8 protein-coding genes are annotated in these 13,667 nt (G+C 67.4%); all 8 read left to right on the forward strand.

Features of this window, described 5'->3' with window-relative positions:
• Window positions 1-28 precede the first annotated feature (28 nt).
• The 8 genes from BM172_RS20600 (at window position 29) to BM172_RS20635 (ending at window position 13,500) form a co-directional block, all read left to right on the forward strand.
• The gene (locus BM172_RS20600; RefSeq protein WP_231504176.1) at window positions 29-2,401 is read left to right on the forward strand and encodes a sodium:solute symporter family protein; all 2,373 of its coding nucleotides are present in this window, start codon (window positions 29-31) and stop codon (window positions 2,399-2,401) included.
• A 151-nt stretch (window positions 2,402-2,552) separates the two neighbouring features.
• The gene (locus tag BM172_RS20605) at window positions 2,553-3,434 is read left to right on the forward strand and encodes a LysR family transcriptional regulator (RefSeq protein ID WP_026634808.1); all 882 of its coding nucleotides are present in this window, start codon (window positions 2,553-2,555) and stop codon (window positions 3,432-3,434) included.
• 283 nt (window positions 3,435-3,717) lie between these two features.
• Entirely contained in the window at window positions 3,718-5,979 is a 2,262-nt protein-coding gene (locus BM172_RS20610; protein ID WP_026634809.1) for a TonB-dependent receptor, read from the forward strand.
• A gap of 35 nt (window positions 5,980-6,014) precedes the next feature.
• Window positions 6,015-7,271 (forward strand): serine hydrolase domain-containing protein, encoded by a 1,257-nt coding sequence (locus BM172_RS20615; RefSeq protein WP_051548524.1) that lies wholly within the window; start codon window positions 6,015-6,017, stop codon window positions 7,269-7,271.
• Window positions 7,268-8,197 (forward strand): ribokinase, encoded by a 930-nt coding sequence (locus tag BM172_RS20620; protein WP_035323079.1) that lies wholly within the window; start codon window positions 7,268-7,270, stop codon window positions 8,195-8,197. Before BM172_RS20615 ends, BM172_RS20620 begins: the two co-directional genes overlap by 4 nt.
• 27 nt (window positions 8,198-8,224) lie before the next feature.
• Entirely contained in the window at window positions 8,225-10,411 is a 2,187-nt protein-coding gene (locus BM172_RS20625) for a formylglycine-generating enzyme family protein (RefSeq protein ID WP_081805129.1), read from the forward strand.
• Window positions 10,412-10,413: 2 nt separating this feature from the next.
• Window positions 10,414-12,237 (forward strand): glycoside hydrolase family 127 protein, encoded by a 1,824-nt coding sequence (locus BM172_RS20630; protein WP_231504182.1) that lies wholly within the window; start codon window positions 10,414-10,416, stop codon window positions 12,235-12,237.
• A 108-nt stretch (window positions 12,238-12,345) separates the two neighbouring features.
• Window positions 12,346-13,500, forward strand: coding sequence for a CaiB/BaiF CoA transferase family protein (locus BM172_RS20635; protein ID WP_026634813.1), 1,155 nt, complete (start codon window positions 12,346-12,348; stop codon window positions 13,498-13,500).
• Window positions 13,501-13,667: the final 167 nt, after the last annotated feature.

Here is a 13,667-nt window from a genome sequence, read left to right on the forward strand (position 1 = left end):
CGTTCCGCCACAGCATCGAGAGGTCCGCGTGTTCCGCTGGTGGTTGTTCTGCCTGGCCTGGTTGGCGCTGGCATGTTCCGCGCACGCCGAAAGCCTCACGCCGCTGCATGGCGTCGACCTGCCCGCGTTGACGACGGCGCAACCGCTGGTCGGCATGGCGGTGATCGACGGCCAGACCGTGGCGGTTGCAGCGGGGCAGGCGTGGCGCCTGGACGATGCGCGCAAGCGCTGGCTCGCCTTGGCGTGGCCAGCGACAGTGCCGAATGAGGTGGCGTTGATCCAGGATGGCACGCGGGCCTATCTGCTGTGGACGGCGCAAGGGCACACCGCAGTGGCGGAACTCCATCCGCGCGGCGATCGCCTGGATGCGGCCGCGCTGCCCGCGTTGCCGGCGCGGCTCATCGATGCGCGCGGTGCGGTTTCCGCCGATGCCTTGTTCGTCGCAGGCAAGGATGCGGATGGGAAGGCCCGCGCATGGCAAGCCAACCCTGCCGATCCTCGTACTGGATGGACCGAAGTACCTGCCTGGCCGGGCAGCGAGCCTGCGTTGTCGCTGGCCACGCAAGGCCCCAACCTGTTCGTTGCAGTGGGACGCGAAAGCGGACAACACCTGTTGCGCTGGTCTGCGGCGAAAGGCTGGACCGACGCAACCACCGTTCCTGGCAAGCTGCTGCCCGCCGCCCCGCGCGCGCTGGGCCAGGCGCATCTGCTCTACCTGGTCGACACGCCGCAAGGCGTGCAGCCGATGACCTTCCACACCATCACCGGCTCCTGGGCCACGCTGCCGGGCGCGGCGCCCGCTGCGGACGCGGTGACGGCTGCGTGGCCGGACGGCTTCGCCTGGGCGCAGCGCGATGGCGGCGGCTATGCCGTGCACGCCGCACAGCTGCAGTCGGGCAAGCTGCTGCTGAAGTGGCTGGACTGGGTGGTGATCCTGGTCTACCTGGCCGCGATGTTTGGCATCGGCCTGTATTTCTACCTGCGCGAGAAGCGCAACAACACTGCCAACTTCTTCGTCGGCGGCCGCAGCATTCCGTTCTGGGCCGCCGGCGTCAGCCTGTATGCCGCCAACACCAGTTCGATCAGCTTCATCGCTATCCCGGCCAAGGCCTTCGAAAGCAACTGGACCTATCTCACCAACAACCTGATCGCCGTGCTCGGCCTGGCCTTCGTGGCGGTGTGGATCGTGCCGCTGCTGCGCCGGCTGGACCTGATGTCGGTGTTCTCGTACCTGGAAACGCGCTTCCATCCGGCCATCCGCATGCTGGCCAGCGCGCTGTGCATCGTCACCCAGATCGGCAGCCGCATGAGCGTGATCCTGTTCCTGCCGGCGCTGGCCATCGCCACCATCACCGGCATCAGCGTGACCCTGAGCGTGGTGCTGATGGGCGTGTTCACCATCGTTTACACCGCGATGGGCGGCATGAAGGCGGTGATCTGGACCGACTTCGTGCAGGTGCTGGTGAAGATGGGCGGCGCGTTGTTCGTGATCGGCTTCATCGTGTGGCACCTGCATGGCGGACTCAGTCAGTTCATGGCCACCGCCACCGCCAACCACAAGATGCACCTGCTGGATTTCCGCTTCGACCTGACCAAGGCGACGGTGTGGGGATTCCTGTTTCTGGTGCTGTTCGACGTGGTGCTGACCTTTCCCAAGGACCAGGTGCTGATGCAGCGCACGCTGTCGACCGAGTCGGACAAGGAGGCGGGGCGCTCGATCTGGATGTTCGCCGCGATCATGATTCCCGGCGGCTTCGTGTTCTACCTGATCGGCACGGCGCTGTTCGTGTTCTACAAGGACAACCCGGAGCGGCTGAATCCGCTGCTGCCGATCGACGCCACCTTCCCGCTGTTCATCGCGGCGGAACTGCCGATGGGCGTGACGGGTTTGATCATCGCCGGCATCTTCGCGGCGGCGATGGCGACGCTGTCGGGCATCATGAACAGCGTGGCGACGCTGATCTCGGTCGATTTCTACGAGAAGCTGGTGAAGCAGCCGTCGCCGAAGAAGAGCGTGCTGATCGCCGAGCTCATGACGGTGGCGGTGGGGCTGGTCGGCATTGCCACGGCCCTGTTGCTATCGCGCTTTGACATCCACTCGTTGTTCGACGTGTCGATCGAACTGGCAGGTTTGCTGGGCGGCGGCTTCGCCGGCGCATATACGCTGGGGATGTTTACGCGGCGGGCGAATTCGCCGGGCGTGGCGATCGGGATCGGCTCGAGCATCGTGCTGACGCTGATCGCCTGGTCGTTCCACCTGGTGCATCCGTATTTCTATCTCGCCATCTCGATCCTGCTGTGCATCGTGATCGGCTATCTGGCCAGCCTGCTGTTTCCGGCGCCGACGCGGTCGCTGGAAGGCCTGACGATCTATTCCCGCAGAACAGACCATCCGGCGTAGGTTGGGGTGAGCGCAGCGAACCCCAACGCAGCGAAGCGCATGACCGTGGCGCATGTTGGGGTTCGCTGCGCTCACCCCAACCTACGACCCTTGACGTAGGCGTACCCCTCTCCCATCGTCCCTTCGGGGGCAAGACCGATGAGGGCGGCACGTGGAAACGCAATTCCTGAATACCTTTGTCACCGTCGTCGACCAGGGATCGATGGCGGCGGCGGCGCGCGTACTCAACGTGACACCCGCCGCGGTGGCACAACAGATCCGCACACTGGAACGCGAACTGGGCGCCACGCTGATCGCCCGCGTCGGCCGCACCGTCAGCGTCACCGAACAAGGCTCGCGCATCCTGGAACGCTCGCGCGAGCTGCTGCGCAGCGTCTCCGACCTGCGCAGCGTGGCCAACGACAGCGCCGTTTCCGGCGAACTGCGCCTGGGCGCCTGCCCCACCGCGCTGGCCGGCATGCTGCCGGACGTGCTGGCGCGCATGGTCGACGCGTTTCCGCAGATCAACGTCTTCATCAAGCCCGGCTATTCGGTCGACCTGTATCGCGCGGTGGAGGCGGGCGACCTCGATGCAGCCGTGGTGCTGCAGGCGCCGTTCCCCCTGCCCAAGACCTGCGAATGGCTGCTGCTGCGCGAGGAGCCATTGATCGTGCTGGCGCCGAAAAGCATGGCCGGCCGCGATCCGCACGACCTGCTCGCCACCGAGCCGCTGATCCGCTACGACCGCAACCAATGGGGCGGGCGGCAGGCCGATGACTACCTGCGCGCGAACGACATCGTGCCGCGCGAACGCTTCGAACTGAACGCGCTCAATGCGATCGCCGTGATGGTCGACCGCGGACTGGGCGTGTCGCTGGTGCCGGACTGGGCGCAGCCCTGGCCGGAAGGTCTGCAGCTGGCGCGCATTCCGCTGCCCAACCCCGCCGTGCCGCGGCGCATCGGCATCGTGTGGTCGCGCTCCAGCGTGCGCGTGCGGCTGGTCACCGTGCTGCTGCAGGAAAGCCGGAAGGCCATGCAGGCGAACCCGCGCTAAGCACGTTCGCTGCTGCATTGCCGCATACCTGAGCTTCCTTCGTAAGCAACAAAAACTAGCCTCTGAACATAGTCCGCGACGGTTCTACGCCGACAGCGAAGCGCATAGGCTCGCTCGCAATCCAAAGTGGTTGCAGTACAGCCGCGAATAAGCGGTTCGCATAAGAAGACATGGGCCGTCGGGACGCCTGGGGGAGGGCGTTGCCAGTTCGAAGACGAAGCACCGTCCCCGGCGCGCAAGACGCGCCGACCCGCCGCAAGGCGGTACCAAGACGAGACAAGACATGATCAAGCCACTCACCGCCGCCATCAGCGGCATTCTGCTGGCCTACGCCGTCGGCGCGCCGGCGCAGGATGCAAGCGCCAACGGCGCCGCGCAGGCCGATGCCAATACCACCGCTCCCAAGAAGAGCGGAGACGACAAGGCCAAGGACGCCGTCAACCTGCAGCAGGTGATCGTCACCGGTACGCGCAGCCCCAAGGCGATCGACGAGATCCCGGGCGCGATCACCGTGGTGTCGAAGGAAGAAATCCAGCACACCCTGCTGGTGACCGAGGACGCGACGGCGGTACTGGCGCGCTCGGTGCCCGGCTACGCCGAGTCCTCGCAGGCCATGAGCAACACCGGCGAGACCCTGCGCGGCCGCATCCCGCTGCGCCTGTTCGACGGCGTGCCGCAAGGTTCGCCGCTGCGCGAAGGCACGCGTAACGGCACCTTTACCGACATGGGCATCATCGGCCGCGTCGAGGTGATCAACGGCCCGTCCGCTTCCGAAGGTATCGGCGCGGCGGGCGGCATCATCAACTACCTGTCCAAGACGCCGACCAGGGATGGCGACGAGGTGACGCTGACCACGCGTTACCAGACCCAGGCCCACAGCGACAGCGAAGGCTGGAAAGTCGGTGCCACCTATACGCACAAGCAGAAGGAATTCGACGCGCTGCTGTCGGCTTCCTATATCGACCGCGGCATCAGCTACGACGGCAACGGCCGCCGCATCGGCCTGAACACCAGCGGTTCGCTGGCCGATTCCGAATCCAAGAACCTGTACGCCAAGGTCGGCTTCAACTTCGGCGCCGAAGACGAGCAGCGCCTGCAGGCCAGCGTCAGCCGCTTCCGCATCGAGGGCAAGGGCGAGTACGTGCAGGTGCTCGGTTGCCGCGGCCCCACCGATACGCCGCCGTGCGCCGTGCCGCGTACCAACACGTCCGAGAAGGGCCATATCTTCGGCGCCAAGGACGCGTTCAACGACTTCAAGCAGTACCAGCTGCAATACACCAACGACAAGTTCTTCGGCGGCTACCTGGACGTCAATGCCTACAAGGCCGACCAGTCCATGCGCTACCTGCCGGAGAACACCGAGGACAAGCAAGATCCGCTGATCGCTCCGCTCGGCACGCTGTACGACCAGTCGGAAATCCTGGTGCACAAGAAAGGCCTGCGCACTTCGTGGACGCGGCCGGACATCTTCAATGTCGCGGGCCTGGAGCTGCACACCGGCATCGACTTCGGCAAGGACCAGGCGCAGCAGCGACTGGCCCTGACCAACCGCCTGTGGGTGCCGCCGATGGACTACAAGAGCGTGGCGCCGTATGCGCAGCTGTCCTGGGACCTGGGTCCGGTGACGCTCAGCGCCGGCTACCGCCGCGAGGACGACAAGCTCACCGTCAACAGCTACACCACCACCTATTACCGCAACCGCGTATTCGTGCAGGGTGGCGGGCTGAAGTACAAGGAAGGGCTGAAGAACTTCGGCGCGATCTGGCGCGTCGACGACCAGTGGTCGACCTTCCTGTCCTACAGCGAAGGCTTCACCCTGCCGAACATCGGCATCCCCCTGCGCAACATCAACACGCCGGGGCAGTCGGTGGACAAGATCCGCGACCTCAACGCGATCGTGTTCAAGAACTATGAGGGTGGCTTCAACTGGCATGGCGACCATGGCGCGTTCGGCGCCACCCACTACGTGTCCAAGTCGCCGTTCGGTTCCTCGCTGGCGGTGGACCCGCATACCACCGACTTCATCCTGAGCCGTGCGCCGGTGCGCATCGAAGGCACCGAGCTCACTGGCGAGTGGCGCTTCGACAAGGCGTTCAAAGTCACTGGCCTGTACTCGCGCATCCGTGGCAAGACCGCGTTCTGGTCGGCCGATCCGGCCGGGCGCTATGGCGCGGGCGGCCTGAACAAGCCGCTGGGCGTGCTGGACATCAATCCGGACAAGTTCGCCGCGGCCGCGACCTGGAATTTCCTGCCGGACTTCGATGCCACGCTGGGGTTCACCACGCTGTTCAGCCGTCACGTTTCCGGCAGCGACACGCGTGCCTACGACGGCGCCAAGTTCAGCTACTCGGAGCAGACCAAGGGCTACACGCTGTTCGACCTGGGCGTGAACTACGACCTCGGCAAGCACGGCAAGCTGTCGCTGGGCGTGGAGAACCTGTTCAACCGGCAGTACATCCTCAGCTGGTCGCAGCTGGCGGGCTACCAGAACTACTGGGCGGGCCGCGGCCGCATGACCTCGCTGACCTACACCGTCACGCTGTGACGGTCTGGTTGGCGCAAGGGCGGCGGGCCGTCTTCATGGCGGCCTTCGTCCTGTGCGCCTGGCCCGCGGTGGCGGGGACACCGTTGCCGCCGGCGTCGGCAAAGGACGAAGGTTTTGCGGCGGAACGGCTGGAACGCTTGCATGGGTCGCTGCGCGTCGCGACGGGTGCGGATGGCTACCTGGGCGTGGTCGAGCTGATTGCGCGGCACGGCCGCATCGTCGACTGGCAGGCCTACGGCTATCGCGACCTGGCGCGGCGCGCACCGCTGCGCCGCGACGATATCTTCCGCATCTACTCCATGACCAAGACGGTGACCACGGTCGCCGTGCTGATGCTGGTGGAGGAGGGCAAGCTTGCGCTGGACGCTCCGCTGTCGCGCTACCTGCCGGGTTTCGAACATCCGCAGGTGATGACGAACCGCGATGCCAACCAGCCGCAGTTGCGCGCGGCGGACAAGCCGATCACCTTGCATGCGCTGCTCACGCATACCGCCGGTTATCCGGCGGGATTGCAAGGCGATGAGGCGGCGGTCCAGCGGATGGAGCAGATCGATCCGCACGGCGCCAGGGATCTGCGCGGCTTCGCCGAGCGCATGAGCCACGTGCCGCTGGCGGCCGATCCGGATACGCGCTTCGGTTATGACGGCGCCTCGCTGGAACTGGCGGCACGCGTGGTGGAAGTCGTCTCCGGCGAGCCGTTCGAGCGTTTCCTGCAGCAACGCATCTTCGACCCGCTGGCCATGCGCGACACCGGCTTCGACGTGCCGGCCGCAAAGCGCGCGCGGGTCGTCGACCTCACCACCATGGGCAAGGACGGCAAGCTGCGCATCGCCGACGGTCCCAGCGCCGCGCATCCCGGCGCGCGGCTCAACGCCTATGCCAGCGGCGCCGGCGGGCTGTACTCGACCGCCGCCGATTACGCGCGCTTCGCCCAGATGCTGCTGGACGGCGGCACGCTGGAAGGCCACACCTTGCTCAAGCGCAAGACCGTCGAGCTGATGCTGCGCAATCAGCTCACCATGCTGGACCCGCCGGTGAACCAGTTCAACGCGGGCGAAGGCTTCGGCCTGGGCGGCTATGTGGTGCTCGATCCCGTGCGGCGCGGGCAGCCCGGTTCGGCGGGGCAGTTCGGCTGGTCCGGCGCGGCGTCCACCTATTACATGATCGACCCGCACGAAGGCCTGCTGGCCATCCTGCTGCTGCAGCACCTGCCGCACGACGACGGCGGCAGGGACCTGCCGCGCCTGAGTCGCGGCTTCTATGCGCAGATCTATCAGGCGCTGCGGCCATGAAGCGCGGCGTGCTGGTCGCCGGCTCGGCCAATCTCGATTTCGTGGTGCGCGCAGCGCATGTGCCGGCGCCGGGGGAGACCGTGCTTGGGCGCGGCTTCGCTACATTCCCGGGCGGCAAGGGCGCCAACCAGGCGGTGGCCTGCGCCCGGGCGGGCGGCGCGCCGACGCGCATGCTGCTGGCATTGGGCGACGATGCGCATGCCGCGCCGATCGAAGCGTCGCTGCGCGCGGCCGGCGTGGGCCTGGATGCGGTGCGCATGCGTGGCGAAAGCAGCGGCGTCGCCTTCGTCTGCCTCGCCGACGACGGCGAGAACGCCATCACCGTGGCACCCGGTGCCAATGCCGCGCTGCGCCCGGATCACCTGCCGCCGCTGGCCGGCGTCAGCCATCTGCTGCTGCAGCTGGAAACGCCGCTGCCCACCGTCAAAGCCTGGGCGCGCGTGGCCTGCCGTGCCGGCATCCATGTGGCGCTCAACGCGGCGCCCGCGCAGGCCTTGCCGCGCAGCCTGCTCGACGACTGCCAGCTGCTGATCGTCAACGAAGGCGAGCTGGCCGCGATCACCGGCGAGCACGACATCACCGCCGGCCTCGATGCGCTGGACGTGGCCGCCGTGGTGGTCACCCTCGGCGCGCGGGGCTGCTGCGCGCGGGTCGGCAGCCAGTACCTGCTGCAGCCGGGCTTTGCCGTCGACGCCATCGATACCACCGGCGCCGGCGACACCTTCTGCGGCGTCCTGGTCGCCGGCCTCAGCCTCGGCCTGGCCTATCCCGCCGCCCTGCGCCGCGCCAGCGCCGCATCTGCGCTAGCCTGCACCCGGCTGGGTGCACAGGCAGGCGTGCCGGGATATGAGCAGGTGCAGCGCCTGCTTGCGGTGCGCCCTGCCGATGCGACCGAAGCGCTGGCCGCCTATGTCGGCTTCGCCTGATTCCCTTCATTACCGATTGCGTTTCCCATGAGCCATTCGCCCGACCATCCGTACGCTGTGGATTCCGACGACGCCAACCCGCCCTTGGTGAAGAACGAATACAAGTTCTCCCACGTCACCACCGGCCGCTATCTGCCCACGCCGGGCAAGGCGCCGGGCTGGCCGTTCGCGGAGATCGGCCACTGGAAGATGGACGTGGACGGCTGCGCCGACGACTGGATCGCGGAGCTCAAGGACTGGCGCCGCGAACATCTCGCCCGCATCGGCTACGACGACGCCAACTACCGCCGTCCCGAATTGCAATGGGCACAGCGCAACTTCGTGCATGCGCAGATGATGGTGGAGGATCGCTACTTCTACGATCCGGAAGCCGGCCGCTACACCGTGGATCGCTACCTGGACGACCTGGAGCAGCGCTACGGCGGCATCGACAGCGTGCTGCTCTGGTACGTCTATCCCAATATCGGCATCGATGACCGCAACCAGTTCGATCTCGCGCGCGACCTGCCCGGCGGGCTCGACGGCCTGCGCGGCGCGGTCGAGGATTTCCACCGCCGCGGCGTGCGCGTATTCCTGCCCACCATGCCGTGGGACAACGGCACGCGACCGCAGGGCCAGGCCGACTGGGATGCCGCGGCGGAACTGGTGAAAGCGGTCGGCGCCGACGGCCTCAACGGCGACACCTACAACGGCGTGCCGCGCGCCTTCTTCGATGCCTGCGCCGCCGCCGGCCGGCCCGTGGTGCTGCAGCCGGAATCGACCATCAGCGCCGAGGAGCAGCTGATCTGGAACGTGCAGAGCTGGGGCAAGAAGGCGCCGAACGAGGCGGTGCCGCCGGTGGCCAAGTTCAAGTGGCTGGAACCGCGCCACATGATCAACTACGAGAACCGCTGGGGCCGCGAGCGCAACCACGACCTGCAGTACATCTTCTTCAATGGCGTCGGCTACAACGCGTGGGAAAACGTGTGGGGCATCTGGAACCAGCTGACGCCGCGCGATGCCGAGTCGCTGCGCCGCATCGCCGCGATCGAGCGGCAGTTCGCGGCCGCGATGGTGAGCATGGCGTGGCGGCCGTACGAGCGCACGCTGCAGCACGGCGTGTTCGCCTCGCGCTTTCCGCTGGACGACTACACGGTGTGGAATCTCGTCAATCGTCACGAGTACGACGTCGATGGCGAACAGCTGGCCGTGCCGCATGTCGAGGGAGCGCGCTATTTCGACACCTGGCATGGCGTGGCGCTGGAGCCGCGGATCGAGAACGGACGGGCCATATTGTCGTTTGCGCTGGAAGCGCGCGGGTTCGGCGGCGTGCTGGCGCTGGCACCCGGTGCGGCGATCGACGGACTCGAGGCCTTCCTTGCGCGCATGCGCGAACTCGCCGCGACGCCGCTGAGCGCGTATTCCGCGGAATGGAAGCCGTTACCGCAGCAGTTGCGCCCGATCGCGGCAACGCCGTCGGCGGCATCGGCGCCGGAAGGCATGGTCGCCATCGCGGGAGGCGAGTTCGACTTCGCCGTCGGCGGCATCGAGATCGAAGGCCAGACCTGGGCCGGCAACGACGTGCGGTATCCGTGGGAGACCACGCCGCGCCGCGGCCATCGCCGCCGCATGCAGCTGCAGCCGTATTTCATCGACCGCACACCGGTCACCAATGCGCAGTTCCACGCCTTCCTGCAGGCCAGTGGCTGGCAACCCTCCGATCCGCATCACTTCCTGCGCCACTGGCGCGATGGCGCGCCGCTGCCGGGCTGGGAAAACAAGCCGGTGACCTGGGTGTCGATCGAGGATGCGCGCGCCTACGCCGCCTGGGCCGGCAAACGCCTGCCGCACGAGTGGGAATGGCAGTACGCCGCGCAGGGCACGGATGGGCGGCTGTATCCCTGGGGCAATGCATGGGACGAAAGCAAGGTTCCGGCCGTCAATCGCGGTCGCACCTTGCGTGCACCGGACGATGTGGACGCACATCCCGACGGCGCCAGCCCGTTCGGAGTGCTCGACCTGGTGGGTAACGTGTGGCAGTGGACTAACGAGTATCTCGATGAGCACACCCGCGCCGCCGTGCTGCGCGGCGGCAGCAGCTACCAGCCGCGCACTTCGCACTGGTATTTCCCGCAGGCCTATCGCCTTGACCAGCATGGCAAGTACCTGCTGATGGCGCCGTGCAAGGACCGCTCCGGCTGCGTCGGCTTCCGCTGCGTGGTGGACGCCCCGTGAGCATGTCCGTGCAGCTGGAAGGCCTGCTCGGCGAGGCGCTGGCGGCGAATGCGCGCGGACGGCTTTCGCACTTCATCGTCGACGAACACAGCCCCGCCATTGCCTTGTTCGCGCCGGAGCAGCGCGCGCAGAACACCGAGGGCGACTGGTACGGCGAGCATGCCGGCAAGTGGTTGTACGCCGCCGCCAAGGCGGTCGCCCGCACCGGCGCTCCGCAGCTGACCGCGCACCTGCGCCGCGTTGCCGATTTCCTGGTGTCGGTGCAGGAGCCGGACGGTTATCTCGGCACCTATGCGCCGGAACGCCGCTTCATGCGCCGACAGCCGCCGAAGCCGCCGAGCTGGAACGGCGAACCCAGCGTGCGCACCTGGGATATCTGGACGCATGCGTATCTGATCCTCGGCCTGCTGGAAGCGCACAAGCAGGTCGGCGAACCGCGCTGGCTCGAGGCGGCCCGGCGCATCGGCGACCTGTGCTGGCACACGCTCAGCGAGGGCGGCATCGACATCACCGAGCTGGGCAACCACTTCGGCCTGTCGGCGACGGTGCTGCTGGATCCGGCGATGGAGCTGCACTTCGCCACCGGAGAGATGCGTTATCTGGAGCTGGCGAAACAGGTGCTGGCGCAGGCCAATGCCCACCCCGGGCTGGCCCTGCTGCCGCGCATCCAGGCCGGTGCCGATGCGGCGGAGATCGCCACGGGCAAGGCCTATCAGCTGGCGTGGAATCTGGTCGGCCTGGCGAAATTGCACAAGGCCACGGGCGAGATGGCGTATCGCGAGGCCGTGCAGCGCATGTGGCACAGCATCCACACGCAACACCTTACCCTGGGCGGCGGTCCCTGGGGCGGCGTGGCGCATCGCTCGCGCGAGGTGTTCAATGCGCCGGGCGCGTTCAGCCCCTATGGCTATGTCGAGACCTGTTCCAGCCTCGCCTGGATCCAGCTCAACCGCGAGCTGCTGCTGATCGAAGGCGATCCGAAGTACGCCGAGGAGATCGAGCGCACCGCGTACAACGACCTGCTCGGCGCGCAGGCGCCGAACGGCGAGGACTGGTGCTACTACGTCTTCCCCAACGGCCGGCGCGTACACACCACTTACTGGCGCTGCTGCAAATCCAGCGGCGCGATGGCATTGGAGGAATTGCCGGGCGTGGCGTATCGATGCGATGCGCGGGGCGTGGCGGTGAATCTCTATGGGCCTGGCGGCGTCGAATTCGATTGGCCCGGCACCGGCACCGTCAAGCTGGAACAGCGCACGGCCTATCCCTTCCAGGGCGGCGTGGCGCTGCGCCTGACCATGTTGTCGCCGGCACGCTTCGTATTGAAGCTGCGCATACCTTCCTGGGCGGAAGGTGCCAGGCTGCGCATCGGCGGCGAATCCATCGCGGGCACGCCGGGAAGCTACGCCGCCATCGAGCGCACATGGAGCGACGGCGACGAAGTCATGCTCGACTTCCCCATGGCCGCGCGCGCCCACCGCGCCGTCAACCGCAACGTGCAGGAATCGCGCGCGCCCGACGGCGAACCGGTGCAGCAACAGGTGCTGTGCTTCGAATACCTGGGCCTCACGCGCGGCCCCCTGGTCTATGCCACTGGCCTGATCGACGGCTTCAAGACCGAGGAAACCCTGCGCCTGCCGTCGGACGACCCCACCGACTGGCTCACCGTGCTGCCGCCGCAGGAAGGCGACGCCGCGCCGCTGCTGGAACTGCGTCCCCTCCTGCGCACGCCGCTGCGCTTCGAGCCGTACTACCGCGCGGGCGGCCGCGCCGACGGCGCCTGGCGGCTGACCTGGGTGCAGCTGGCACCGGAACCGCCGCGGTGAAGCAAGCGAAGCTGCTGACAGAACATATCGACCGCGCCTGTTTCCGCATGCGGTGCGGGCGCAAAGTAGCGACGACACGACATCGGCAACCCGAGCGGCACGCGGCCTATGGAAAGCACTTCACCTGATCCGGCCGGCGCGGCGCGCGGTCCCCTGCACGGCATCCGCGTACTCGACCTGAGCGCGTACATCGCCGGCCCCTACGGCTGCACCCTGCTCGCCGACCAGGGCGCCGACGTGCTGAAGATCGAGCCGCCCGGCGGCGACAACCTGCGCCAGTACCCGTCCACCCTGCCCAGCGAAAGCCGCGCCTTCCTCGGCGTGAACCGCAGCAAGCGCGGCATGGTGCTGGACCTGAAGAACCCCGCCGACCATGCGGTGCTGCTGCGCCTGGTGCGCGACGCCGACGTACTGGTGCACAACTTCCGCCCGAACGTGCCGAAGCGGCTGGGCATCGACTTCGACCAGCTCACCGCGATCAACCCGCGCCTGATCTACTGCGCCGTCACCGGCTACGGCGAATCCGGCCCGATGCGCGACAAGGCCGGCTACGACCAGGTGCTGCAGACCATGACCGGCATGTGTGCGCTGCAAGGCAAGCGCGGCGGTCCGCCGGAAATCATCTACGGCTCGGTGGTGGACTACTACGCCGCCGCCCTGCTCGCCGCCGGCGTGTCCTCGGCGCTGTACGAGCGCGAACGCAGCGGCCTGGGCCAGTTCGTCGGCGTGTCCCTGCTGCGCGCGGCGCTGACCATGCAGTCCGCGCGGCTGATCTGGGCGGATGGCGAGTCGCTGGATATCGGTCGGGACATGCGCTCCGGCGGCGTCACCGGCATCCATCCCACCGCCGACGGGCATATCTACATCTCCGCCAACACCCCGCGCTTCTGGCGCGCACTGTGCGAGAAGACCGGCCTGCATGCGCTGGCTGAGGATCCGCGCTACGACACCGTGCGCAAGCGCGCCGAACACGCCGCCGAGATTCTGCCGCAGTTGCACGAGGCATTGGCCGCCCGGCCGGCGATGGCGTGGGAGGCACTGTTCGGCGACGAGGTACCCAGCGCGGCCGCGCGCCGCATCGAGGACATGTTCGAGCACCCGCAGGTGCTGGCCGAAGGCATCGTCGGCACCATCGAGCACCCGGTGGTGGGGCGCTATCACGGCGTCGCGCAGTCGATCAAATTCGGCCGCACACCCGGGCCGGAGCCGTTTGCGGCGCCGATGCTGGGGCAGCATACGGATGAGGTGAAGGGGAAGTTGTAGGGGCGCGTCGGGAACCGCCGGCGCAGCCGCGGCGTTCCGCTTGTGCGCTTTTGCTCTGGCTTTTGATCTTGCTCTTGATCTTCAACCCCCTTGGCGCGGCGGTGAGGGCTGGACGATCAGGCCCCGAAGGGGGCGAGGACAGGAGTCCTCGCCTTTTTGACGGGACA

The sequence above is a fragment of the Dyella marensis genome, assembly GCF_900112865.1.
Classification (GTDB): Bacteria; Pseudomonadota; Gammaproteobacteria; order Xanthomonadales; family Rhodanobacteraceae; genus Dyella_D; species Dyella_D marensis_A.

Bases quoted from the DNA above. Each gene is read 5' to 3' on its own strand.
- BM172_RS20610 (WP_026634809.1), top strand. From the start codon at position 3,718: ATGATCAAGCCACTCACCGCCGCCATCAGCGGCATTCTGCTGGCCTAC.
- BM172_RS20615 (WP_051548524.1), top strand. From the start codon at position 6,015: ATGGCGGCCTTCGTCCTGTGCGCCTGGCCCGCGGTGGCGGGGACACCG.
- BM172_RS20620 (WP_035323079.1), top strand. From the start codon at position 7,268: ATGAAGCGCGGCGTGCTGGTCGCCGGCTCGGCCAATCTCGATTTCGTG.
- BM172_RS20625 (WP_081805129.1), top strand. From the start codon at position 8,225: ATGAGCCATTCGCCCGACCATCCGTACGCTGTGGATTCCGACGACGCC.
- BM172_RS20630 (WP_231504182.1), top strand. From the start codon at position 10,414: ATGTCCGTGCAGCTGGAAGGCCTGCTCGGCGAGGCGCTGGCGGCGAAT.
- BM172_RS20635 (WP_026634813.1), top strand. From the start codon at position 12,346: ATGGAAAGCACTTCACCTGATCCGGCCGGCGCGGCGCGCGGTCCCCTG.